The following is a 22,437-nucleotide window of genomic DNA, read 5'->3' on the forward strand; positions in this document are numbered from 1 at the left end:
CCCCGGCCGCTATCGATAACGGTCGAACGTCGCCGCGATCTCCGCGGTGACCGCCCGAACGCGCGCCGTCCGGTTCAGGTCGGTATGCGATACGAGCCAGACCTGATACGGCACGGCTCGCGTCCGGTCGGGCCAGATTCGCACGAGCGAATCGTCGTCTTGCGCCATATACGCGGGGAGTTCGCCGATGCCGATACCCGAGCGGATCGACGCCGCCAGCATCAGGCTCGAACTCACCTGCGCCACGATGCGCCCGCGTTCCATCGACTCGCCACACAGCGCGTGCCCCTGGTTCGACGTCGTGCCGGGCTGGTAGACGACCAGGTCATGCCCTTCGAACGCGGCTCCGATCGCGGGCTCGCCATGCGCATCCAGATACTCACGGCTCGCGAACAGCCCGACCTCCCATTCGGCGAGCTTCCGGCGCACGAGGTCGGGATTTTCCGGCATCACGGTGCGAATCGCGAGATCCGCATCGCGTCGCGTCAGGTTGAGCACCTGCACCGACGTCGTCAGGATCACGTGTATCGCCGGACATTTCCGGCGCAGTTCCCGTATCGCGGGAACGACGAAATCCATCGCGAGGGAATCGGTCGTCGTGACCCGGACCTCGCCTTCGAGGCGATCGTCCGAGCCCTGGACGCGACGCTCGAATTCGCACGCCGCCTGCTCCATCGCTTCCGCGGCCTGCAGCGAATGCTCGCCGACCTGCGTCACGACATAACCGGACGATGTCTTGAGAAACAGCTTCGCACCGAGCGCCTTCTCGAGTGCGGTCAACCGTCGCCCCACGGTGGCCTGATCGACGTCGAGAACGGCCGCGGCCTCGCGCAGCGTCCCGGTGCGATGAACGGCCAGAAAAACGCGGGCATCGTCCCAATTCATGAGTAACGTTCTCTCTCTCGGTAAGGCATGTGTGCATTCGCAGGAGGCGATTATACAAGTCGATCCTGTGCAGCCCGTTCCGGATAATCAGCCATCCGTATCAAAAGGACGATCGATTCGCCGATCAAAACCGGAACCGGAACCGTCCGCAGGAAGCCCCTCAACGACGGGCTCGCCGACCGAAGCCGAGTGCAATGACCGAACCGATGGTCGTTTCACCGATCGCCCCAACCCCGGCCGCCCAATCATCAGCCTCCCGAATATCTCCCATCCGATACCGCGATTTTCCGTACCGGACGCGCGCCGCTAGACTGGCTACGCATTCGCGACGCCGCAGCGCCGTACCGCAACGCGGCACGCCCCCACAAAAACGATTCCGGGAGATACCCCATGTCCGACCGGCACGCGCGCCGAGGCGCGCTCAAGACACTCGGCCTCGCGGCCGGCACCGCGCTGCTCGCCGCCGCGCGCCCCGCTCGCGCCGCCGCGCCCGAAACCGGCGCGCTGCTGCCCGGCGGCGCCACGCACCTCGCCGACCTCACGCGCCGCCTCGCGGCCGCGCCGCGGCGGCGCGACCTCAGGACGGTGCCGATGATCCTCGAACGCCCCGACCAGTGGGATCACGCGGCGCTCGCCGAACTGACCGGCTACCGCGGCGGCCCGAAGCAGGTGTGGGACAACACCGAGCTCGGCGGCCCGTGGCTGAACCTGATGCGCAATTCGCTGAACGCGCAGATCTGGTCGTACCGCCATCCGGATTTCCTCGTCGTATCGGCCACGCACGGCAGCGCGCATCTCGCGCTGTTCGACCAGGCCGCGTGGGACAAATACGGCCTCGCGAAATTCGCCGGCGCCGCCTTTCCGGCCAACACGCTGCTCGACGCGAAAGCCGCGCAATCGAAGGGCGCACAAAACCACGAGTCGCCTGACGGCGCGTTCTCGTCGCACGACAACAGCATCGCCGCGCTGCAGCAGCGCGGCGTCGTGTTCCTGTCGTGCCACAACGCGATCTGGGAACTGGCGGAGCGGCTCGACGGCGCGAACGCGAATCCCGACAAGCTGCCGCTCGATGCGCTCGCGGCCGACCTGACCAACCACGTGATCCCGTCGGCAATCGTCACGCCGGGCGCGGTCGGCACGCTGCCCGAACTGCAGCAGGCCGGCTTCACGTACGCGAAATGAGCACCGCGATGACATCGATCTCCATGCAATCGCCGTCACCGTTGCTCCGCCGTCGGCGCACGCTGCGCGCCGTGCTGGCCGCCTGGCTCTGCTGCGCGTCGGCGCTGTCGCTCGCCGCGCCGGCCGGCCCCGCCGCGAACGTCTTCCCGCCCTGGCAGGACGGCCGCAACAACGACGCGACGCATCGCGGCCTCGAATTCACGGTGCCGCAGGTCGACGTGCTCGCCGATTTCCACGGCGACCTCACCGCGCCGAAGCTCGTGCTGTTCGTCGGCGGCAACTATTTCTTCGCAATGGCGCCGCTCGTCGCGAAGTTCGAGGAAGACCATCCCGAGTATCGCGGCCGCATCTACTGGGAGACGATCCCGCCCGGCCTGCTCGTGAAGCAGATCCAGGCGGGCGGCACGATCACCGTCGGCAACATGACGTGGACGGTCAAGCCGGACGCGTATTTCGCGGGGCTCGGCAAGATCGACGGCTTGATCGCAGACGGCACGCTCGTCGGCCCGGCCGTGCCCTACGTGACGAACCAGTTGACGATCATGGTGCGCGCCGGCAATCCGAAGCGCATCGCGTCGCTGAACGACCTCGCGCGGCCCGACGTGCAGCTTGCGATGCCCAATCCTGCATTCGAAGGCGTCGCGCGGCAGATCCGCGCGTCGCTCGTGAAGGCCGGCGGCAACGCGCTCGCGCGTACCGTCTACGACGACAAGGTGCGCGCCGGCACGACCGAGCTCACGCACATCCACCATCGGGAAACCGCGCTGTTCCTGATGCAGGGGCGCGCGGACGCGGGCGTGCTGTGGCAATCCGAGGCGGCGTTCCAGGAACAGGTCGGGCATCCGCTGATGCACATCGACATTCCGGCCGAGCAGAATACGACTGCGATCTATGCGGGCGCGATGGTGAAGGACGCACCGCATCCGGAAGCCGCGCGCGCATGGCTCGCGTTCATCCGGTCGCCGGCAGCGTTCGGAATCTTCCAGCACTACGGCTTCGGCCGATACGATGCGGCGACACCGCCGCGGCACCTCGCGCCGACGCAGCAGGAGAAGCAGCCCGACGCAGGCTGACCGCGCGGCCGCGCCGGCTGCCCGGCGGCGCGCTCGCGGCCTACAACAAGGAGGGGACACGTGAACGATACGGTGCATACACCGCGACGCCGGTTCGCGCCGCTGCTGCTCGCCGCGGCGACGCTGCTGGCCGGCCACGCGCGCGCGGACGACGCGACGCTCGGCAAGACGCTCGCGACACAGGGTTCGACGACGGGCGTCGCCGCCTGCATCGGCTGCCACGGCGGCCAGGGCGAAGGCAACGCGGCGGCCGGCTTCCCGCGCCTCGCGGGCACGAGCGCCGCGTATCTGTCCGCGCAGCTTGCCGCGTTCGCGGACGGCAGCCGCCAGAATCCCGTCATGCAGCCGCTCTCGAAACTGCTGACGCCGCATGAGCGCGATGCGGTATCCGCGTACTTCGCGAGCCTGCCCGCGCCGGCCGGCATCGTCGCCGCCGACGACACGTCGATCTATCCGGCGAACACCGGCGCGTGGCTCGCGACGCGCGGACGCTGGTCGCAAGGCCTGCCCGCATGCGCCCAGTGTCACGGCCCCGGCGGCCTCGGCGTGGGCAGCGCGTTTCCGCCGCTCGCGGGCCAGCCCGCCGCCTATATCGCCGGCCAGTTGAACGGCTGGAAACACGGCACGCGCCCGCCCGGGCCGATGGCGCTGATGCCGGCGATCGCCGGCAAGCTGTCCGACGCCGACATCGACGCAGTGGCCGCCTACTACGCACGCGGCGGCGCCGCGCAGGGAGACAAGCGATGATCGACCGCACGACGCTGATCCGCCGCACCCGCACGGCATTGCTCGGCGCGGCCTGGTTGCCCGCGCTCGCGTTCGCGGCCGCACCGCAGGATGCACCACCGGCCAACGCTTCCGCATCCGCGCCTTCCGCCGTTGCGGCGGCAGCCAGGCCGTTCGCGCCGCCCGCCGAATCCGCGATCCCCGCCGACGAGTTCGGCAAGACCGTGAAGCTCGGCGAGCAGATCTTTTTGCACACGCCCGAGTTCGCGGGCAAGTACGTCGGCAACAAGCTGACCTGCGCGAGCTGCCACCTCGACGCGGGCCGGCGGCCCGATTCGAGCCCGATGTGGGCTGCGTACCTGCTGTATCCGGCGTACCGCAGCAAGAACGGCCACGTGAACACGTTCGCCGAGCGCCTGCAGGGATGCTTCCGCTACAGCATGAACGGCAAGGCGCCGCCAGCCGGCGACCCGATTCTCGTCGCGCTTGAAACCTATTCGTACTGGCTCGCGAAGGGCGCGCCGGTCGGCACGAAGCTGCCGGGGCAGGGGTTCCTGAAACTGCCGCCGCCCGCGCAGAAGGCCGACTATGCGCGCGGCGCCGCCGTCTACACGCAGCACTGCGCGCTGTGCCACGGTGCGGACGGCCAGGGGCAGTCGAGCGGCGGCAAGGCGGTCTTCCCGGCGCTGTGGGGCGCGCGTTCGTTCAACTGGGGCGCGGGGATGGGCGACATCCGCAATGCGGCCGGCTTCATCAAGGCCAACATGCCGCTCGGGCTCGGCGGCACGCTGACCGATCAGGAAGCGTGGGACGTCGCGACCTTCATGGACAGCCACGAACGTCCGCAGGACCCGCGCTTCACGGGCTCGGTGCACGACACGCGCGCGAAATTCCACGATTCGCCCGATTCGATGTACGGGCTCAGCGTGAACGGCCGCGTGCTCGGCGCGCCGTGACGCGGGCGCCGAGCCGGCCGTGCAGACCGCGCGGCCTGCTCCGCCCGCGCGTTCACGGACGCCAGCGATACACGATCATGCTGGTGCCGTTGTAGTTGTCCTTCGTGATCACGTATTCGCCGGTCGAGCGCAGGTACGCGCGGATCCCGTACATCGAGTCGACGTCGTTGCCGACATCCATCGCCGACGTGTTCGAGTTGGTCAGCGTCGTGACGAGGGCGCCCGTATTGAGATCGAACACGTCGACGTTCGGCACCGTGTGCACGTAGCCGACGAACAGGTAGTGGCCGGCCGCCGCGATCGATTTCGGGTTCGCGCTCGTCAGGTTGATCACCGGGTTCGGCGCGCTCGTGTTGCCGTTCTTCCAGCCGTGATAGACCTCGATATGCCCGTTCATCGCGGTCCAGTCCCAGTTGCCCGCGAGGCCCTGCGCGAGGATCATCGTGTCGCTGTCCGCCTGGTAGATGATGCGCGTGACCGGCGCCACGGTGCCCGGCACGGCCGTCGTCGTCGGCTTGCCCCACGACGGCTTGCCGGTCGCGTCGAAACCCGTCATCGGGTAGCGGGTAATCACGTTGGAGCCGTTCAACCCGGCCCACACGTCGCCGTTGCCGTCGATGTCGAAACCGGCCGTGACCTGCATCGTCGTGTTGAACGGCTTGCCCGGCAGCGAGCCGGCCGGATTCGCGATATAGCCGGTCGCCGGCGTGAAGTAGTAGAAGTTGAAGTTGCCGGGGTTCTGGCCCGACGCGACGAGGATCCGGTTGCCGCCGACCGTCACGAGCTGGCCGAAGTGCTGGCCGCGCTGGTAGTCGTTCATGTCGAGGCGCGGGTCCTTCGGGTAGCTGAACGGATCGACCGTGTTCGCGACGAACGTGCCGCCCGCCGAGCCCGTGTACACGTTGTTGCCGCTATAGAAGAACGCGCCGTCGGTCGCCGGGTCGGGCGCGGCGATCGCCTCGAAGTTCAGCGCCTGCAGCTTCCATTGCAGCGCGCCCGTCGGGCCGTATGAATGCAGGTCGGTGCTGCCGTTGCGCCCGAGATCCCAGCCCCCGCCCCACGCATTGTTGAGCACGTACAGGTTGCCGCCGGCATCCTTGCCGATGCCGACCACGCGCGTGAAGCGCTTGTCGCCGACCTGCCCCTTGATGCCCGATGTCGTGTCGAGATAACCGCCCTGCACGCCGAACGTGCCGACCTGCTGCGGCGAACCGGCGAGGCTGTAGAGCTTGATGTTCATGTCCGGGCCCTGGTCGCCCACCAGCAACTGCCCCGTCGACGCGTCGAAATACAGCGCCGACGGCCGTGCGCCGGCCGCCATCTGGATCGTGTTCATCAGCGTGCCGGTCGCGCTGTACTGCGCGACCACGCCCGCGCTCATGCGCGCCACCCACAGGTTGCCCGCCGCATCGAGCGCCAGCGCACCGGGCCCGGTCACGCCGATGTCGCGCTGCCAGACACCGTCGGTCGTATAGACGCGCACGCGGTTGCCGTAGAAATCGCTCGCATACAGCAGGTTGCCGGCGGTCGCGAGGCCGGTGATCACGTCCGGATTCGGCAGGCCCGTCCACGTGCTGACCGGGATGCGCAGGTCGCGCTGGTTCGTGCCGCGGTTGTAGCGGCCCACCGAGCCGCTGCCGAAGTTGCGGTTGTAGCCGAGCGCGACGAAGATCGACGTCGCGTTGCCGGTGATCGCGCCACCCTGGAATTCGTCGTGGATGCCGATCGTGCCCATCGGCTGGCCGTTCTGGTAGAGCGCGACACCGCCCGCGTTCTCGTCCCAGCGCGACGCCGTGTAGATCACGCCCTCGGGGGCGACCCACATCGAGCGCGCGGCGTTGCCCACGTGCTGGGCCAGCGTGCCGTACGTGTTCGCGAGCCAGTCGGTCGAGTACGACACCTGCGCGTGACTCGCCGGCGCCAGCATCGCCATGCACATTCCCAGCAATGCCGCCCGAATTTGTTTCATTGACATGAATAATGCTCCCGAACGTTCAATTGTCGACACTGTAAATCGCGGCGCATGAAATATTGGTGATTCCGGCTAAAGCGCATTCGCCTTCATCCCGAATTATTCACGCCATTCTTTTTGCCGTCCGGCGCTTTTCCTTCAACGATGGTCAAACCCGCCCATCACGCCGCAACGGCTTGCGGGCCGCACGGTTTCGGCGCTTTTCCCCGGCATTTTCTTCCGGATTGTTCAATGCAAATACGTCATTTTTTCTGAATTACCCGCATTGCCTTTTTCATTCCCCCGGAAATGGGTTCGATGATTACAAATCGAAATTGAAATGAAAGGGAAAAAATATTGTCCGGCTCGATCGCGTCGGTGCGATTCAGCGCGGCGGCATGCGGCGGGAGGAAGGAAGGAGAAAGCGGGATACGGCGGAGAGAACCGCGCGCCGGCCATGCCGGCACGCAGCCGCGATCGTTCAGTTCGCGTCGTCGAGGGTCGGGCCGTCCCAGCCGTCGAGGAATTTCGGCAGCGCGTCCACGACGTCGATCACGCGGTGCCGGTAGAACAGGTGCATCGTCGGCTGCAGGTCCCCGGGCAGTTGCCCGCCGTGCGCACGCGCGGCCAGGCTGTTCGGTACGACGCGCATGCCGAACCGGTTGGTGCCGCACACGATCTCGCCGCAGGACGCGCAATACGTGCGCGACATCGACTTCGCCGGATGCGGGAACGTCGCATGGTCGCCCTCGACGGCCACCTGCTCCGGCGGCCACGCGGTCGCGGACAGCACCGGCGTGCCGTAGAAATCGCGGCAGGTCGCGCAATGGCAGTTCGCGCGCGCCGCCGGCTCGCCGCGCAACGTCACGGTGACGGTTCCGCACAGGCAACTCGCGGAATGCGTTCGGGTCATGTCGTCTCCTCGAAAAACGGAGGCGACAGTATAGGGGCATGCCTGCAACGTCGCCCGCATCGGCTGCGGGCAACGTTGCGGGCACAACGATCGCGGCGCGTCAGAACTTCTGGCGCAGGCCGAGGCTGACGATGGCCTGCGACCGCGAATCGGACGAGTGGCCGTTCGCCTTGTCGGACACCGACGCGGTCGCGGCCACCGGCCGGCCGAGCGCGTCGAGCGTCATGCCCGATGCGTGCTGGTACGCGCCGAGCAGATACACGCTGGTGCGCTTCGACAGGTCGTAGGTGGCGCCGAGCGTGACGTTGTGATACTGCGCGCGGTCGTCCACGCCATCGACATCGCTGCCGCGCGTGTAGCTGTAGCCCGCGAACAGTTGCGTCTGCGGGCGCACGTTCCAGCGCGTGAACACGCCCGCGACGTTGAACGTCGCGTGGCCCGTGAACCGCGACTGGTCGCCGCTGCGGTACTGCACGTTGCTGTAGTTCACCCCGACGACGGCCGGGCCGAAATCGTAGGTCGCGCCGGTCGCGATGATCTGCTGCGACTGCGCGCTCGCATAGCCTTCGTTGATCGACGAGTTGAACAGCCCGTCGTCGGTGCTCTGCCACTTGCCGGCCGTCGGGTCGGTCGCGCCCGTCTTGCTGTTGTCCGATCGCTCGTAGCCGACGCCGACGCGCAGCGGGCCCGCCGCGTACGCCGCGCCGACGCTCCACGTGTTGCGCTGCTTCATGCTGCCCGGCTGGCTGCCGAAACCGTACAGCGCGCCGAACGTGAAGCCCGAGTAGTTGGCGCTCGTGTACTTGATCGAGCTGTTGACGCGCGCCGTCTGGTCGAGGTCGTCGATATCGCCCGGGTGCGCGCCGAAGCCGCCGATGAACGAAGACGGGCCGACCGGGCTCACGAAGTCGTCGAGCGACGTGTACTGGCGGCCGAGCGTGACCGTGCCGTAGCGGTCGCTGCCGAGGCCGACGAACGCCTGGCGGCCGAACTGGCGGCCGCCCTGGCCCGACGTGCCGTTCGTGATGTCGAAGCCGTTCTCGAGGACGAACAGCGCGCGCATCCCGCCGCCCAGATCCTCGGAACCCTTGATGCCCCAGCGGCTGCCGGACAGGTTGCCGGTCGTGAGCCCGACGTTCGAATGGCCGGTGTACGCGCCCGCGGAGCCGACCCGTTCGTTGCTGCGATAGGTCACGCCCGCGTCGACGATGCCGTACAGCGTGACGGAGCTTTGCGCGGCGGCGACGCCCGCGAGCGAGAGCAGCAGCGGGGCTGCGATCAGTTGCTTGTTCATGATTGTCGTGTCTCCGGGCGGTGAACCCGTTGTTCTGGCTGTCAGTTGCGAGTAGCGCGCGGGCGGCGAGATCCGCCGGCGGTGCGAGGCCGGCATCGTCCGCGCGCGACAACGCGGCGGGCATGCCCGCTGCGGCCGCCATGGTAGATGGAACCGGTTTCAATCTGAAGCGGAATAATGAAAAATGTTTATTGCCAAAATCGAGATAGTCGACCGGGCGGCCGTGTGCGCGGCGCGCCGTCCCTGTACAGCCCGGGCGGGCGCAGCCGATAATCGAGCGCGCCCCTTCCCTCGGGAGTTCCGTCATGCATGAAACGACCCTGCTGGTCTTCGCCGCCGTCGCCTTCGTCGGCATCGCGACACCCGGCCCGACCGTGCTGCTCGCGCTGACCAACGGCTCGCGCTACGGCGTGCGACGCGCGGCCTACGGCTTCGCGGGCGCGATGCTGTCCGATTTCGTGCTGATCGTCGCGGTCGCGCTCGGCCTCGGCGCGCTGCTGATGGCGTCGGCGTTCTGGTTCTCGGTCGTGAAGTGGCTCGGCGCCGCTTACCTCGCGTACGTCGGCATCCGGCTGCTGATGTCGAAGGGTTCGCTCGACGTCGCCGCCGCGCACGGTGAAGCGGTATCCGGGCGCAACGCGTCGATCTTCGCGAAGAGTTTCCTCACGGCGGTGACGAACCCGAAGGGCTACCTGTTCTTCTCCGCGTTCCTGCCGCAGTTCCTCGATCCGTCCGCGCCGCTCGCGCCGCAATACGTCGCGCTCGCGGTCACCTTCGCGCTGCTCGACGGCGCGGTGATGTTCGGCTACGCGCTGCTCGGCGCACGCGCGGTGCGGCTGCTGAAGCGCGCGGGCGCGCTGTGGCTCGAACGCACGTGCGGCGCGATGCTGCTCGCGCTCGCCGGGTCGCTGGCGCTGTACCGGCGTCATGCGGCGTAGGGGCGGACACCGATGAAAATCGCCGCACCGCCCCGCTCCGGCTTTCCGGGCCTGTCGCTCCGCCAGCTCGAACGCGCCGACCTCGACGCGTGGTATGCGTACCTGTCGATGCCCGACGTCTTCCGCCACACGAGCTGGAACCTGCGCTCGCCCGACGATCTGCTGCCGCTGTTCGACACCATCGAATCGACCGACCCCGATTCGGTCCGGCGTCTCGCCGTGATCGACGACGCATCGGGCGCGCTCGCCGGGACGATCGGCCTGCATACCGTCTCCACCGTGAACCGCTCGGCCGAGATCGCATACGATCTCGCGCCGTCGCACTGGGGGCGCGGGGTCGCGAGCGCGCTGTGCGCGGCCGTCACCGCGTGGGCCTTCGCGGACGGCGGCTTCATGCGCATGCAGGGCGTGGTGCTGACCGGCAACGCGGGCTCCGCGCGCGTGCTGCAGAAGTGCGGCTACCGCTACGAAGGGCTGTTGCGCGCGTACAGGATGGTGCGCGGCACACCGGGCGATTTCGCGATGTACGCACGCCTCGCGACCGACTGACGCGCCACCCGCGGCTTCACGCCAAACCGCTCACGGCCTGCGGAATCGCACGTGCCTGCCATTGGACGGCCTGCGCCGAATTGGCGACAATCGCCGTTCCCTTCCCCGACGATCCGCCATGAAAATCGCCGCGCTGTCCGACATCCACGGCAACCTCGCCGCGCTCGACGCGGTGCTCGACGACGTCCGCCGCCGCGGCGCCGACGTGATCGTCAACCTCGGCGACATCCTGTCGGGGGCGCTCCATCCGCCCGAAACGGCCGACCGCCTGATCGCGCTCGACCTGCCGACCATCAGGGGCAATCACGAACGGCAAATGCTCGACGGCGATCGCGAGTCGATGCGGCTGTCGGATCGCTGGGCGCACGACACGCTGCGCGCCGACCATCTCGAATGGATCGCCGCGCTGCCCGAGCGCGCGATGCTCGACGGCGACGTGTTGATGGTGCACGGCACGCCCGGCAGCGACCTCGCCTATTTCCTCGAAACCGTCACGCCCGACGGCTGCCGCGCGGCGACGCCCGCGGAAATCGCGCAACGCGCGGGCGACGAACCGGCATCGCTGATCCTGTGTGGCCACACGCACATCCCGCGTACGGCCAGACTCGACGACGGCCGGCTGGTCGTCAACCCGGGCAGCGTCGGGCTGCAGGCGTACGCGGACGACCTGCCGCACCCGCACCGCATCGAGACGGGTTCGCCGCATGCGCGCTACGCGATGGTGTCGCGCACGGCGGCCGGCTGGAACGTCGAATTTCATGCGGTCGAATACGACTGGCACACGGCGGCCGCCACCGCGGCATCGCGCGGGCGCGACGACTGGACCGTCGCGCTGCGCACCGGCCGGTGCTGACACGCGCCGCCCGCCGCACGCTGTTACTTCATTCACAGGAAAACCGCGCCACCATGCCCGTTCCGTCGCAACTGCTCTTCCTGCCCGGCGCATCGGGCAGCACCGCCTTCTGGCAACCGCTCGCCGGCAGCCTGACGCATCCGGCCGAGCGCCGGATCGTCGGCTATCCGGGTTTCGGCGACACGCCGCGCGATCCGGCCGTCGACGATTTCGACAGCCTCGTGCGTCATGTCCTGGAAACGATCGACCGGCCGACCGCCGTGATCGCGCAATCGATGGGCGGCGTGATCGCGATGCGCGCGGCGCTCGACAAGCCCGGCCTGGTCACGCACCTCGTACTGACGGTCACGTCCGGCGGGCTCGACATGGCAGGGCTCGGCGCGCAGGACTGGCGGGCCGGGTTCGCGCAAGCCAACCCGCAGCTGCCCGACTGGTTCCTGACGTTCCGTGCCGACCTGTCGCGGGAAATCGGCCGCATCGCGCAGCCGACGCTGCTGCTGTGGGGCGACGACGATCCGCTCAGCCCCGTCGCGGCCGGCCGGCGCCTGCTCGAGCGGCTGCCCGACGCGCAGCTGCACGTCGTGCCGGGCGGCCGGCACGATCTCGCGGCCGTGCATGCGGCGACGCTCGCGCCGCTCGTCGATGCGCATCTGCGGCGCGTGTGATGTCGCGCGCGTCGGCTTCGGCTTCGGCGTCGGCTTCGGCTTCGGCGTCGGCTTCGGCTTCGGCTTCGGCTTCGGCGTCGGCTTCGGCTTCGGCTTCGGCGTCGGCTTCGGCTTCGGCTTCGGCTTCGGCTTCGGCTTCGGCTTCGGCTTCGGCTTCGGCTTCGGCTTCGGCTTCGGCTTCGGCTTCGGCTTCGGCTTCGGCTTCGGCTTCGGCTTCGGCGTCAGTTTCCGCTACGGCTTCAGCACGAACCTGAAACCCCGCGGCTCACGCGCCGCCCCCCGTCACCCCGCATTGCGCAGCGTGAGCCGCGCCTCCAGCCCGCCGCCGTCCGCGCGGTTGTTCAGCGTGAGCGTGCCGCCCATCGCAAGCGCGAGTTGCCGCGCGATCGCGAGGCCGAGCCCCGTGCCGCCCGTCTCCCGGTTGCGCGACGTCTCCACGCGCCGGAACGGCTCGAACACCGCGTCGAGCTGATCGTCCGGAATGCCGGGCCCGCGGTCGAGCACGGCGATCACCGCGCCGCCGTCCGGCGCGGCGTGCACGTCGATCTCGGCCGCGCCCGCGAACTTCAGCGCGTTGTCGACGAGGTTGCCGACGATGCGGCGCAGCGCCTTCGGCCGCGTGACGAGCGCGAGCGGCGCGCGGCTGTGCAGCGCGACGTCCTGCCCCGCATCCGTGTAATCGCACACGATGCTGTCGAGCAGCGCATCGAGATCGATGCGGCGCGCGGCCTCCTCGGTGCCGTGCAGCGTCCGCGCATACGCCACGCCCTCCTTCACCAGATGCTCCATCTCGAGCAGGTCCTGGCGCAGCTTCGCGCCCTGCGTGTCGTCGTCCATCACGTCGACCCGCAAGCGCATTCGCGTGATCGGCGTCTGCAGGTCGTGCGAGATCGACGCGAGGATCTGCATACGCTCGGCCATGTACTGCGCGATGCGGTCCTGCATCGCGTTGAACGCCCGGGCGGCGCGCGCGACTTCCGACGGCCCGCCCTCGTTCAGCCGCTCGCCCTTCAAGTCGGGGCCGAGCGCATCGGCGGCCTGCGCGAGCTGCTTGAGCGGCCGCGTCGCGAGCCGCACCGCGAGCCAGCAGCACGCGGCCAGCACCGCGAGCTGCAGCAAGAGCACAACCGGCAGCCAGCCCGACAGCGGCACCGTCGACATCGGATGGATGTCGATCGTGAGCGGCGACCCGTCGGTCAGGCGCAGATGCACCTGCAGATGTTCGCGGTCACCGGGGATCGCGTTCGCGGTCAGCGGGTAGTCGCCGCCGATGCCGTCGGAAATCGACCGCTCGACGCGCGCCGACAGCCGCGCTTCCGGCGGCGTGCCGGTCTCGCCGGGCCCGAGGATGAACGCATAGCTGCGCCGCGCAAGGCGCGGCAGCCAGGCGGCCCGCTCGGCCGGTGGCAGGTGGTCGAGCAGCGCGACGGAGCTGGCGACCTCGCGCTCGATGTAGCCCATCATCAGGTTGGTGGTCGCCTGGTCGCGCTCGGTCACCGTGAGCCAGAACGACAGCGTCTGCGCGAGCGCGAGGCCCACGCACAGGATCAACGCGAGCCGCGCGAACAGCGAGCGCGGCCAGTGCCACGACGTCAACGTGCGCGCGCTCATGGCGCACCGTCGACGGCGGTCACGGCCGACGAGAACACGTAGCCCTCGTTGCGCAGCGTCTTGATGTAGCGCGGCTCGCGCGCGCCGTCGCGCAGGCGCTGGCGCAGCCGGCTCACGAGCAGGTCGATCGACCGGTCGAACGGGTCGGACTGCCGCCCCTGCGTGAGATTGAGCAACTGGTCGCGCGTCAGCACGCGCTGCGGGTTGTCGAGGAACACGCGCAGCAGCCGGTATTCGGCGCCGCTCAGCGCGACCAGCGTGCCGTCGGTATCGAGCAGGTGGCGTCCGGTCGTGTCGAGACGCCATTCGCCGAACGCGAGCATCGCGGCCGTTTCCGTCACCTGCATGCCGGGCGGCAGCATGCGTGCGCGCCGCAGCACCGAGCGGATCCGCGCGAGCAGTTCGCGCACCGCGAACGGCTTGGCGAGGTAGTCGTCGGCGCCCATCTCGAGGCCGATGATGCGGTCGGTTTCCTCGCCGCGCGCGGTCAGCATCAGCACGGGCACCGTGCGGAACTTGCCCGCGCGCAGGTCGCGGCACAGCGTGAGGCCGTCCTCGCCCGGCATCATCAGGTCGAGCACGATCAGGTCGGGCGCGCCGTCGTCCAGCACGTTGCGCATCTCGCGGCCGTTCGCGGCCAGCGATACGCGCATGCCGTTCTTCTCCAGATAATCCGCGATCAGTTCGCGGATCGCGCGATCGTCGTCGACGATCAGCACGTGGTCGATCTTGTCCATGGGTCGTTTCGGTATCGAGGTATCGATGAGTCGAGGCAGGCGATGTCCGCTTTTATACCGCACGGCGGGCGCGCGTTTGTATCCCAATGTATCGCGCCGCCGTGACGACACACAACATTGCACACGCGCGGCTTGCCGGACACATCGCAGATACGTCGGCGCCGCCTAATGGGGCCTGTCGAAACCCGTCCGGCCGCCGCCTCCGAGCGGCGGCCTCCCGCTCAGGAGAACGCCATGCTGCCCCGACTCAAGACCGCCGCCCTCGTCATCGCCCTCGCCGCCACGGCCGGGCTCGCCGCGTTCGCCGGCACCCGCGACGATGCGAGCATGCCGGCCTCGCAGGCCGGGACGGCGGCACCGGATTTCACGGGCATCGACCGCTGGCACAACAGCGCGCCGCTGACGCTCGGCCAGTTGCGCGGCAAGGTCGTGCTCGTCGATTTCTGGACGTACTCGTGCATCAACTGCATTCATACGATTCCGTACGTGAAGGAATGGGACCGCAAGTATCGCGACCAGGGGCTCGTGGTGGTCGGCGTGCATACGCCCGAGTATCCGTTCGAGCGCGACGCGGGCAACGTCGCCGATGCGATCAGGCGCTTCGGCATCCGGTACCCGGTCGCGCAGGACAACCGCTACGACACGTGGCGCGCGTACGGCAACCAGTACTGGCCCGCGCTGTACCTGATCGACGCGAGCGGAAAGGTCGTCTATACGCGCTATGGCGAAGGCGCGTACGACAAGACCGAGGCCGCGATTCGCGATGCGCTCGCGCAGGCGGGAGAAGGCACGAAGGGCGCGACGCGCACGCAATGACGGGCGCCGGTGCGCGGGCGTGGCACGCGCCCGCGCGCGCCGCCGGGGTCACGGCGTGCACGCCGCTTGCGCGTCACGCGCGTCACGCGCGTTTCGCGTCGGCCGCCGCGAGCATCGCCTCCCCGATCGCGAGGCTGCCCTCCGCGACCAGCGCTTCGCCCGCGCCGCGGATATCGGCTTCGTCCTTGTTCTGCCCGAGCTTGCGCTTGCCGACGAGCCGCGTGATCTCGATCTGCAGCCCGACGATCGACGCCAGCATCCTGTCGATGTAGTCCTTCGGCGCGTCGCCCATCTTCCACGGCACCGGCTGCGACGCCTCGTGCGTGCGCGTCAGCCGCGCGACCACGCCGCGCACGAACTTCTCGTCGTCGCGCACCGTGATGCGGCCGTGCGCGTGCACGACCACGTAGTTCCAGGTCGGCACCTGCCGGTGCGCCACGTGCTTGCTCGGATACCAGGTCGGCGAGATGTAGGCGTCGCCCGCGCGGAAGATCGCGAGCACCTCGTCGCCGTTCGCGACGTCCTGCCAGACCGGATTCGCGCGCGAGACGTGCGCGTGCAGCTCGCCGAGCCCGCCGTCGTCGGGCAGCAGTTCGAACGGAATGTGGTTCGCGTCGAGTCCGTTCCTGCCGTGCGTGATCAGGCTGCCGAACGGATGCTGCACGATCAGCTCGCGCATCGCGTCGGGGTCGGGCTCGTTGAATTCGGCGGGGACGTACATGTCGGCTCCACGGTCATGCGGGGTTGGAAACGGCGCGGGCGCGAGCCCGTCACCCGCCGATTGTGACTTCAAACTGGTTTATGCTGTAGAGCCGGTTTGGAACAATTTCAGCAGACCAGAATCATGACAAGAACGACCCGGATCGTCGAAATCCCGTCGCTCGGCGCGCTCGACCGCGCGGCCGGCGACCTGAGCCGCCAGCTCGCGCAGGCGCTGCGCGAAGCCGTGCGTCGCGGCGACGTCCGGCCGGGCGACGCGCTCCCGTCCACGCGGCTGCTCGCCACGTCGCTGCAGGTTGCCCGCGGCACCGTCGTCGATGCGTATGCGCAGCTCATCGCCGAAGGCTTTCTCGAATCGCGCGGCGGCGCGGGCACGCGGGTCGCGAACGCGCTCGCGGAACCGCCGCCCGGCCCCGAACCCGCGCCGCCCGCGCCACGACGGCGCGCGGCCCACGCCGGGCTGCCCGAGCCGGCCGCCGCCTTCGCGCGGATCGCCCGCGAATTCCGCCCGCTGCCGGCGATGCCGTTCGCGATCTCGGTGCCGATCGGCCTCACCGCGCCCGACGACATCTGGCGCCGGCTCGGCAACCGCCTGCGCGCGCGCGGCGCCGGCGCGCCGTCCGGCTATGCCGATCCGCAAGGCGCGCTGCCGCTGCGCGAAGCGATCGCCGACTACGTGCGCCGTTCGCGCTCGGTGCGCTGCGAGGCCGGCCAGGTCGTGATCACGAGCGGCACGCAGCAGGGGCTGCACCTCGCGAGCCAGCTGCTGCTCGGCGCGGGCGACCGCGCCTGGGTCGAGAACCCGGCCTATCGCGGCATCACCGCGCTGCTCGAGAGCACCGGGCGACACGACGCGATGGTGCGCGTGCCGGTCGACGCCGACGGCCTCGACGTCGACGCCGGCATCCGCCTCGCGCCCGATGCGCGCGCCGCGTTCGTCACGCCGTCGCACCAGTATCCGCTCGGCATGCCGCTCAGCATGGCGCGGCGCAACGCGCTGCTCGCGTGGGCACGTGCACGCCACGCGTGGGTAGTCGAGGACGACTACGACAGCGAGCTGCGCTACGAAGGCTATCCGTTCCCGTCGCTGCAGGGTCTCGACCCCGATCGCGTGATCTATCTCGGCACGTTCAGCAAGATCCTGTTTCCGTCGCTGCGGCTCGGCTACGTGATCGCCCCCCACGATCTCGTGCCCGCGTTCTGCGGCGCGCGCGCACTGATGGATCGCCATGTGCCGACCGCCGACCAGCACGTGCTGGCCGCGTTCATCGCGGAAGGCCATCTCGACCGTCACATCCGCCGCGTGCGCGGCGTGTATGCGGAGCAGCGTGCGCTGCTGATCGACACGCTCGGTGCACGGCTGCCGCGCGAACGCGCGTGGGTGCAGCCGGGCGATCAGGGGATGCACGTCGTGCTGTGGCTCGCGGACGGCATCGACGATCTCGACGTGGTCGAGCGCGCCGCGCAAGCCGGCGTGGCGGTGCGCGCGGTGTCGCCGATGTTCGCGCCGGGCACGGCCCGCCCGGGGCTCGTGCTGGGCTTCGGCGGGTTCGGCCGCGCGCAGATGGAAGCGGCCGCGCAGCGGCTCGCGGACGTCGTATCGTCAGCGGAATCGCGGCGGCGGGTGCCGCAAAAGGTTGTCGACGGGCAACAAACGTAATCGTCTGTAAATCCTGCAAGCAAACGGCCGTTTTAGCGGGCGTCGCACGTGGGTCGTTTGCTAGGATCGCGCCTCCTTCATTCGCGCTCCTGCCGCCTTGAACCGCTTCGTGCCGCTTCTTCGAGACGCGTGGCTCCGTTGCCGCGCCCGCGTCGCACCGCTGGCCGCCGCCAGCCGCGCGCGCATCCGCGCGCTGTGCGCCGGCGCATGGCATCGCCTGCGCCATCCGACGCGCCGCGGCGTCGCGCTGACGCTCGCCGCGATCCCGCTGGTCGGCCTGCTGGTGCTGCTCGCGTTCGTGCCGTTCACGCCGAGCATCGGCGACATCCGCAAGGCCCGCATCGACCGCCCCGCGCGCGTGCTGTCGGCCGACGGCCAGGTCATCGCCGAATTCCGGCCCGTCAACCGTGAATGGGTGCCGCTCAAGCAGATCTCGCCGCATATGGTCAACGCGCTGATCGCGACCGAGGACCACCGCTTCTACGCGCATCACGGCATCGACTGGCGCCGCACGCTCGCGGCCGGGCTGCATACGTTCTCGGGCAGCCGCCAGGGCGGCTCGACGATCACGCAGCAACTCGCGCGCAACCTGTACCCGGACGAAGTCGGCCGCGCACCGACGCTCACGCGCAAGGTGAAGGAGCTGATCACCGCGTTCAAGATCGAGACGGTGTACAGCAAGGACGAGATTCTCGAGACCTACCTGAACACCGTGCCGTTCCTGTACAACGCGTACGGCGTCGAGATGGCCGCGCGTACCTACTTCGGCAAATCGGCCGACCAGCTCGACATCGTCGAAAGCGCGACGCTCGTCGGGATGCTGAAGGGCAACAGCTACTACAACCCGGTACTGAATCCGGAACGCGCGGTCCAGCGCCGCAACATCGTGCTCGCGCGGATGGCGGCGATGGGCATGCTGTCGCCGCGGCAGCTCGCGCAATTGCAGCGCCGGCCGCTGCGCGTCGACTTCGAGCCGCAGACCGCTCAGCCGGGCCCGGCGCCGCACTTCGCGGTGCAGCTGCGCAAGTGGCTGATCGCCTGGGCCGACCGCAACAACTACGACCTCTACTCGGACGGCCTCGTCGTGCGCACGACACTCGATGCGCAACTGCAGGACATGGCGACGCAAGCGCTGACGCAGCAAACCGATCGCCTGCAGGCAGTCGCCGACAGCGCATGGCGCGGCCCGTCCGGCTGCGGGCTGCGCAACGACCTGTTCCGCGGCTTCATCCGGCAGACGCCCGACTATCGCGACGCGCGCGCCGCTGGGCTCGCCGATGTCGCCGCGCTGAAGCAGCTCGGCGCGAATCGCGCGTTCATGCATGCGTTGTGCGAACGCAAGACGCAGGTGCAGGCCGGCTTCGTCGCGATCGACCCGCGCAACGGCGCGATTCGCGCATGGGTCGGCAGCCCCGACTTCGGCAGCGAGCCGTTCGATCACGTGGTGCAGGCACGGCGCCAGCCGGGTTCGACGTTCAAGCCGTTCGTCTATGGCGCCGCGTTCGCGGACGGCATGCGGCCGGGCGACACGTTCGTCGATCGCCCCGTCGCGATCCCGATCGGCACGCACGCGGTGTGGCGTCCGACCGATGCCGAGCCGCCGACCGACGCACCGATGACGCTGCGCGACGCGCTCGCGCTGTCGCGCAACCGCATCACCGCGCAGGTGATGCAGCGCGAAGGCGCGGCCAGGGTCGCGCAGCTCGCGCGCGCGATGGGCGTGCGCGAAAGCCCGCTCGACGCGGTGCCGTCGCTCGCGCTCGGCACGAGCCCCGTCACGCTGAAGGAAATGGTGTCCGCCTACGGGACGATCGCGAATCGGGGCGTGTACGTCGCGCCGCAGATGATCACGCGCATCGAGGATCGCGACGGCAAGGTGCTCGCCGCATTCAACAGCGCACCGCCCGAACGCGCGTTGCCGGTGGCCGCCGCGCAGACGCTGGTCGACGTGATGCGCGGCGTCGTCGATTACGGGACCGGCGAGGACATCCGTTCGCGCTACGGGATCCGCGTCGACGTCGCCGGCAAGACCGGCACGACGCAGGACAACACGGACGGCTGGTTCATCCTGATGCATCCGCAACTGGTAGCCGGTGCGTGGGTCGGCTTCGACGACGGCAACGTGACGCTGCGCAGCGACTACTGGGGCGCGGGCGCGCACAGCGCGTTGCCGATCGTCGGGGCGTTCTACGATGCGGCACTGCGTACGCGTGCGATCGATCCGCGTGCGCAGTTCTCGCCCGACTTCCGGCCGCGCAGCGCACCGGCGCCGGCGCCGAAACGGCGTCCGCACCCCGGCCTGTTCGACTGGCTGAGGTTCTTCCGCTGATCGTCGTGCCGGCACGCCACGCCGGCATGGACGACAGCGGCCCGGCTACCGCCGCGTCGTCGTCGCGTGCCCGTCCGCGTACAGCCATACCGGTACGCCGTCGTCGCGCAACGCGGCGACCGGTTCGCCCATGCTCCAGTTCTGCGCGACCTCGACACGACGGACATACCACGGCATCAACGTCGTGTGCCCGGCAGCGGCGTCGGGATCGTCGTCGAACAGCGCGTCGTCGCCGATCCGCGTGTAACGCGCCGGATGCAGCACGGTGCCGTCCGCGCGAAACACCGTCGCCCGCACGTCGTCACCGCTCTCGTCCTGCACGCAGGCCAGCCAGCCGTGATCGGCGCCCCAGAACAGGCCGGCCATGTCGTCGTAGCGCCCCTGCACGACCGTCGCGCCCGTCTCGAGATCGCAGATCGCAAACTTCGCCGGCTCGCCCGGCAGCACGCCGATCGCGTAACGCGTGAACAGTTCGCCCGGCACGGCTTCGTCATCGGGCAACCACGGCAGCGCCCCCATGTTGACGAAATCGAACGGCGTCAGCACGTGGCCCTGCCCGTCGACGATCGCGCAACGCCCGTCGTCGCGCCGCACGACATGGCGGATCGCGCCAAGCTCGGACAGCATGTCCGTCCGTTCGTCGTCGGTCAGCGTGGCGATTTCCGCGTAATGCGGCTCGACGACGCCCCGGCCTTTCGCATCGACCAGGCCGACATGGCCGTTGCGCCACGCGAGGAAGGCGCCGCATTCGGACGACCATTCGAGCGCGGCCCACTCGGGCGGCGCGCGCCATTGCCCGTCGCGCCCGATCAGCCCCCACTGCTCGCCTTCGGATACCGCCGCGACGGCGCCGTTCACGAATTCGTGTGCATCGTCGAAGCGCGGCGGAATCACCCACGCACCGTGCGTGTCGACGAAGCCCCAGCGGCCGTCCAGGCTCGCGGACGCAACCCCGCCGGTGAATTCGCCGAAATCGTCGAGCGACGGTTCGAGCACCCACGTGCCGTCCGTGCCCACGAGCCCGAACCGCTCGCCGACGCGCACGCACGCGACGTCGCCGCTGAAATCCCACACGGCGTCGAACGCCGGTTCGCGCACGATCCGCATCTCGTCGCCGTCGCCGTCGCCATCGGCATCGGCATCGGCATCGGCGAACAGCAGGCCGACCTTCCCGTCGCGCGCGGCCCACAGCAACCGGCGATCGCGTGCGCCGCTCGTCCACAGGTTCGTCCACGCGGGCGGCACGATCACGCGCCACGCGTCGTCGACTTCCCGCCGCACGCCCCACAGGCCGTTGCGCGCGCGAAAGCTGAACGTGCCGTAGCCGAGCCAGTTGCCGTGCACTTCGCCGGCGTCGAACATCTCGGCAAACGCCACGCCGCGCGGCGGCTCCTGTCGCTGGAAATAGTGATGCGACACGCCGCCGAACCCGAAGCCCCACGCCCAGTCGCGCCAGTCGGCGGGCGTATCGATCTCGAGCACGTCGCGCACGCCGCGCACGTCGCGAAAATCCATGCAGTTCGCGACCCGCCACCACAGGCGCGTGCAGTTGTCGCGCTCCTCGCGGATGTATTCGTCCGGATCGCCGCCGTCGAGCCATGACAGTTCGTCGAGATTCGCGGACAGCCGCGGTGCGCCATGCGCATCGCCGAACGCATCGATCGACTCGCCGAGGTGACGCACGAGCGCATCGAACTGGCGCGCGAGCGCCGGATCGTCGCCGGGCAGCGGATACGCGACGACGAACGACGCGAGCCGGCTGAGTCGCGCATGCGCCGCGCGTGCATCGCTGGCGAGGTTCGGCGTGCCGGCGTCGCCGAACACGCGCTGATCCGTTATCGCGTCGCCCGCGCCGCCGTCGGCCAGCAGCACGCGCCACAGCAGCGGAAAGTGATTGTTGGATTCCGCGAACTCGATCGTTCGCGCGTCGTCGCCGTCACCCGCCTGGAGATAAAGCCATGCTCGATTGCCCATCGGAAGGGTCGCCCTCGTCGTGTCGTCGTGTATCGCGGTACGTCGGCTCGCACGCCGTCAGCGTGCCGCGGCCGGCGGCGAATCGCCGCGGCGCGCGACCCGATACAGCTCGGTGCCGTCGACCTGGAAGCCCTGCACCGTGCGCAGCAGGACGCCCGTGGTCGAATGCTTCGTGGTGAAGCTGTTGCCCGTGATCGACGTGACCTGATACGGCGAGCCGATCGGCATCTTGATCAGCTCGCCGCCCGGCACCTCGAGCACACAGGCGCCCGGCGGCGCCTTGTCAGGGCCGTCGGTTTCCAGCTCGGCCTCTTGCGTCGGTGCCGTTTCGACACTCCATTGGCCGGCGTCGCGCCCGCGCAGCACGATCTTGCCGCCCACTTTCTCGACGCGCAGCGTCGCCGGTTTGCCGGCGGCCGGCGCGTAATCGCCGAGCAGCCCGTCGCAGGCACTGCCGGCTCGCGCGGACATCGAGACGAACAACATCAGACAGAAAACAGGAATACGCACGGCGGGCCTCTCAGGATTCGAATAGTTGTCGGAATGCCGGCGCGGGCGCGCACGGCGGCAGCGACACGACCGGGTGCCGCCGGACGCCAATATAG

General features: G+C 69.3%; 21 protein-coding genes. 11 read left to right on the top strand and 10 right to left on the bottom strand.

The genetic code is table 11. The features are described from left to right. Positions 1–9: 9 nt before the first annotated feature. Positions 10–885, bottom strand: a complete 876-nt coding sequence (locus ACTJLD_RS14550) for a LysR family transcriptional regulator (protein ID WP_059697083.1) — start codon at positions 883–885, stop codon at positions 10–12. Positions 886–1,275: 390 nt separating this feature from the next. Between ACTJLD_RS14550 and tetH the strand changes: the two genes are divergently transcribed. Genes tetH through ACTJLD_RS14570 form a run of 4 tightly spaced genes read left to right on the top strand, consistent with a single transcriptional unit; the run spans position 1,276 to position 4,822 of the window. Then, complete coding sequence (gene tetH / locus ACTJLD_RS14555; protein ID WP_124673829.1) at positions 1,276–2,067, top strand: thiosulfate dehydrogenase; 792 nt, start codon at positions 1,276–1,278, stop codon at positions 2,065–2,067. An 8-nt stretch (positions 2,068–2,075) separates the two neighbouring features. Beyond that, positions 2,076–3,140, top strand: a complete 1,065-nt coding sequence (locus ACTJLD_RS14560; RefSeq protein ID WP_440659110.1) for a substrate-binding domain-containing protein — start codon at positions 2,076–2,078, stop codon at positions 3,138–3,140. Between the two features lie 60 nt (positions 3,141–3,200). After that, positions 3,201–3,887 (top strand): c-type cytochrome, encoded by a 687-nt coding sequence (locus ACTJLD_RS14565; RefSeq protein ID WP_060359863.1) that lies wholly within the window; start codon positions 3,201–3,203, stop codon positions 3,885–3,887. Then, on the top strand, positions 3,884–4,822 hold the full coding sequence (locus tag ACTJLD_RS14570; protein WP_060170529.1) for a c-type cytochrome: 939 nt from the start codon (positions 3,884–3,886) through the stop codon (positions 4,820–4,822). The genes ACTJLD_RS14565 and ACTJLD_RS14570 overlap by 4 nt, the downstream gene beginning before the upstream one ends. Positions 4,823–4,874: 52 nt before the next feature. Here the strand turns inward: ACTJLD_RS14570 and ACTJLD_RS14575 are convergent, their stop codons facing one another. From ACTJLD_RS14575 to ACTJLD_RS14590, 4 genes are all read right to left on the bottom strand, one after another. After that, on the bottom strand, positions 4,875–6,797 hold the full coding sequence (locus ACTJLD_RS14575; protein WP_440659112.1) for an SMP-30/gluconolactonase/LRE family protein: 1,923 nt from the start codon (positions 6,795–6,797) through the stop codon (positions 4,875–4,877). Between the two features lie 239 nt (positions 6,798–7,036). Continuing rightward, the gene (locus tag ACTJLD_RS14580) at positions 7,037–7,240 is read right to left on the bottom strand and encodes a hypothetical protein (protein WP_124546944.1); all 204 of its coding nucleotides are present in this window, start codon (positions 7,238–7,240) and stop codon (positions 7,037–7,039) included. 14 nt (positions 7,241–7,254) lie between these two features. Continuing rightward, positions 7,255–7,686, bottom strand: coding sequence for a GFA family protein (locus tag ACTJLD_RS14585; RefSeq protein WP_176098490.1), 432 nt, complete (start codon positions 7,684–7,686; stop codon positions 7,255–7,257). 100 nt (positions 7,687–7,786) lie between these two features. Beyond that, positions 7,787–8,980 carry a porin gene (locus ACTJLD_RS14590; protein WP_027790560.1) on the bottom strand — a complete coding sequence of 398 codons (1,194 nt, stop codon included), beginning with the start codon at positions 8,978–8,980 and terminating at the stop codon, positions 7,787–7,789. Positions 8,981–9,285: 305 nt separating this feature from the next. Between ACTJLD_RS14590 and ACTJLD_RS14595 the strand changes: the two genes are divergently transcribed. The 4 genes from ACTJLD_RS14595 to ACTJLD_RS14610 all read left to right on the top strand — a co-directional run bounded on the left by ACTJLD_RS14595 (position 9,286) and on the right by ACTJLD_RS14610 (position 11,985). Beyond that, positions 9,286–9,918 carry a LysE family translocator gene (locus tag ACTJLD_RS14595; protein WP_021161182.1) on the top strand — a complete coding sequence of 211 codons (633 nt, stop codon included), beginning with the start codon at positions 9,286–9,288 and terminating at the stop codon, positions 9,916–9,918. Between the two features lie 12 nt (positions 9,919–9,930). Then, positions 9,931–10,467, top strand: a complete 537-nt coding sequence (locus ACTJLD_RS14600) for a GNAT family N-acetyltransferase (protein WP_440659114.1) — start codon at positions 9,931–9,933, stop codon at positions 10,465–10,467. A gap of 118 nt (positions 10,468–10,585) precedes the next feature. Further along, positions 10,586–11,320, top strand: a complete 735-nt coding sequence (locus tag ACTJLD_RS14605) for a metallophosphoesterase family protein (RefSeq protein ID WP_440659116.1) — start codon at positions 10,586–10,588, stop codon at positions 11,318–11,320. Positions 11,321–11,373: 53 nt separating this feature from the next. After that, on the top strand, positions 11,374–11,985 hold the full coding sequence (locus tag ACTJLD_RS14610) for an alpha/beta fold hydrolase (protein WP_059697075.1): 612 nt from the start codon (positions 11,374–11,376) through the stop codon (positions 11,983–11,985). Between the two features lie 282 nt (positions 11,986–12,267). On the opposite strand, the gene ACTJLD_RS14615 is transcribed toward ACTJLD_RS14610, so the two are convergent. Then, positions 12,268–13,596: an ATP-binding protein gene (locus ACTJLD_RS14615; RefSeq protein ID WP_027790555.1), complete on the bottom strand. Its 1,329-nt coding sequence runs from the start codon at positions 13,594–13,596 to the stop codon at positions 12,268–12,270. Next, positions 13,593–14,333, bottom strand: coding sequence for a response regulator (locus ACTJLD_RS14620; protein WP_124919932.1), 741 nt, complete (start codon positions 14,331–14,333; stop codon positions 13,593–13,595). The genes ACTJLD_RS14615 and ACTJLD_RS14620 overlap by 4 nt, the downstream gene beginning before the upstream one ends. A gap of 234 nt (positions 14,334–14,567) precedes the next feature. Between ACTJLD_RS14620 and ACTJLD_RS14625 the strand changes: the two genes are divergently transcribed. Further along, positions 14,568–15,149, top strand: coding sequence for a thioredoxin family protein (locus ACTJLD_RS14625; protein ID WP_027790553.1), 582 nt, complete (start codon positions 14,568–14,570; stop codon positions 15,147–15,149). A gap of 82 nt (positions 15,150–15,231) precedes the next feature. On the opposite strand, the gene ACTJLD_RS14630 is transcribed toward ACTJLD_RS14625, so the two are convergent. Then, complete coding sequence (locus ACTJLD_RS14630; RefSeq protein WP_091924469.1) at positions 15,232–15,870, bottom strand: FMN-binding negative transcriptional regulator; 639 nt, start codon at positions 15,868–15,870, stop codon at positions 15,232–15,234. Between the two features lie 123 nt (positions 15,871–15,993). Here ACTJLD_RS14630 and pdxR point away from each other — a divergent pair, with 123 nt between their 5' ends. Continuing rightward, a complete protein-coding gene (pdxR, locus tag ACTJLD_RS14635) occupies positions 15,994–17,529 on the top strand; it encodes a MocR-like pyridoxine biosynthesis transcription factor PdxR (protein WP_440659118.1) in 1,536 nt (511 codons plus the stop codon). A 97-nt stretch (positions 17,530–17,626) separates the two neighbouring features. After that, positions 17,627–19,858, top strand: a complete 2,232-nt coding sequence (locus ACTJLD_RS14640) for a penicillin-binding protein 1A (protein WP_027790551.1) — start codon at positions 17,627–17,629, stop codon at positions 19,856–19,858. Between the two features lie 45 nt (positions 19,859–19,903). Here ACTJLD_RS14640 and ACTJLD_RS14645 read toward each other — a convergent pair whose 3' ends face one another. Continuing rightward, positions 19,904–21,832: a WG repeat-containing protein gene (locus ACTJLD_RS14645; protein ID WP_440659120.1), complete on the bottom strand. Its 1,929-nt coding sequence runs from the start codon at positions 21,830–21,832 to the stop codon at positions 19,904–19,906. Positions 21,833–21,889: 57 nt separating this feature from the next. Beyond that, positions 21,890–22,342 carry a hypothetical protein gene (locus ACTJLD_RS14650; RefSeq protein WP_226129438.1) on the bottom strand — a complete coding sequence of 151 codons (453 nt, stop codon included), beginning with the start codon at positions 22,340–22,342 and terminating at the stop codon, positions 21,890–21,892. Between the last annotated feature and the right edge of the window lie 95 nt (positions 22,343–22,437).

It is taken from the genome of Burkholderia sp. 22088, from assembly GCF_052045915.1.
Taxonomy (GTDB): domain Bacteria; phylum Pseudomonadota; class Gammaproteobacteria; order Burkholderiales; family Burkholderiaceae; genus Burkholderia; species Burkholderia cepacia.

Coding starts and splice junctions, on each gene's coding strand:
- ACTJLD_RS14610 (WP_059697075.1), top strand. CDS start 11,374: ATGCCCGTTCCGTCGCAACTGCTCTTCCTGCCCGGCGCATCGGGCAGC.
- tetH (WP_124673829.1), top strand. CDS start 1,276: ATGTCCGACCGGCACGCGCGCCGAGGCGCGCTCAAGACACTCGGCCTC.
- ACTJLD_RS14615 (WP_027790555.1), bottom strand. CDS start 13,596: ATGAGCGCGCGCACGTTGACGTCGTGGCACTGGCCGCGCTCGCTGTTC.
- pdxR (WP_440659118.1), top strand. CDS start 15,994: ATGACAAGAACGACCCGGATCGTCGAAATCCCGTCGCTCGGCGCGCTC.
- ACTJLD_RS14600 (WP_440659114.1), top strand. CDS start 9,931: ATGAAAATCGCCGCACCGCCCCGCTCCGGCTTTCCGGGCCTGTCGCTC.
- ACTJLD_RS14605 (WP_440659116.1), top strand. CDS start 10,586: ATGAAAATCGCCGCGCTGTCCGACATCCACGGCAACCTCGCCGCGCTC.
- ACTJLD_RS14570 (WP_060170529.1), top strand. CDS start 3,884: ATGATCGACCGCACGACGCTGATCCGCCGCACCCGCACGGCATTGCTC.
- ACTJLD_RS14645 (WP_440659120.1), bottom strand. CDS start 21,832: ATGGGCAATCGAGCATGGCTTTATCTCCAGGCGGGTGACGGCGACGAC.
- ACTJLD_RS14550 (WP_059697083.1), bottom strand. CDS start 885: ATGAATTGGGACGATGCCCGCGTTTTTCTGGCCGTTCATCGCACCGGG.
- ACTJLD_RS14575 (WP_440659112.1), bottom strand. CDS start 6,797: ATGTCAATGAAACAAATTCGGGCGGCATTGCTGGGAATGTGCATGGCG.
- ACTJLD_RS14585 (WP_176098490.1), bottom strand. CDS start 7,686: ATGACCCGAACGCATTCCGCGAGTTGCCTGTGCGGAACCGTCACCGTG.
- ACTJLD_RS14620 (WP_124919932.1), bottom strand. CDS start 14,333: ATGGACAAGATCGACCACGTGCTGATCGTCGACGACGATCGCGCGATC.
- ACTJLD_RS14595 (WP_021161182.1), top strand. CDS start 9,286: ATGCATGAAACGACCCTGCTGGTCTTCGCCGCCGTCGCCTTCGTCGGC.
- ACTJLD_RS14630 (WP_091924469.1), bottom strand. CDS start 15,870: ATGTACGTCCCCGCCGAATTCAACGAGCCCGACCCCGACGCGATGCGC.
- ACTJLD_RS14560 (WP_440659110.1), top strand. CDS start 2,076: ATGACATCGATCTCCATGCAATCGCCGTCACCGTTGCTCCGCCGTCGG.
- ACTJLD_RS14625 (WP_027790553.1), top strand. CDS start 14,568: ATGCTGCCCCGACTCAAGACCGCCGCCCTCGTCATCGCCCTCGCCGCC.
- ACTJLD_RS14590 (WP_027790560.1), bottom strand. CDS start 8,980: ATGAACAAGCAACTGATCGCAGCCCCGCTGCTGCTCTCGCTCGCGGGC.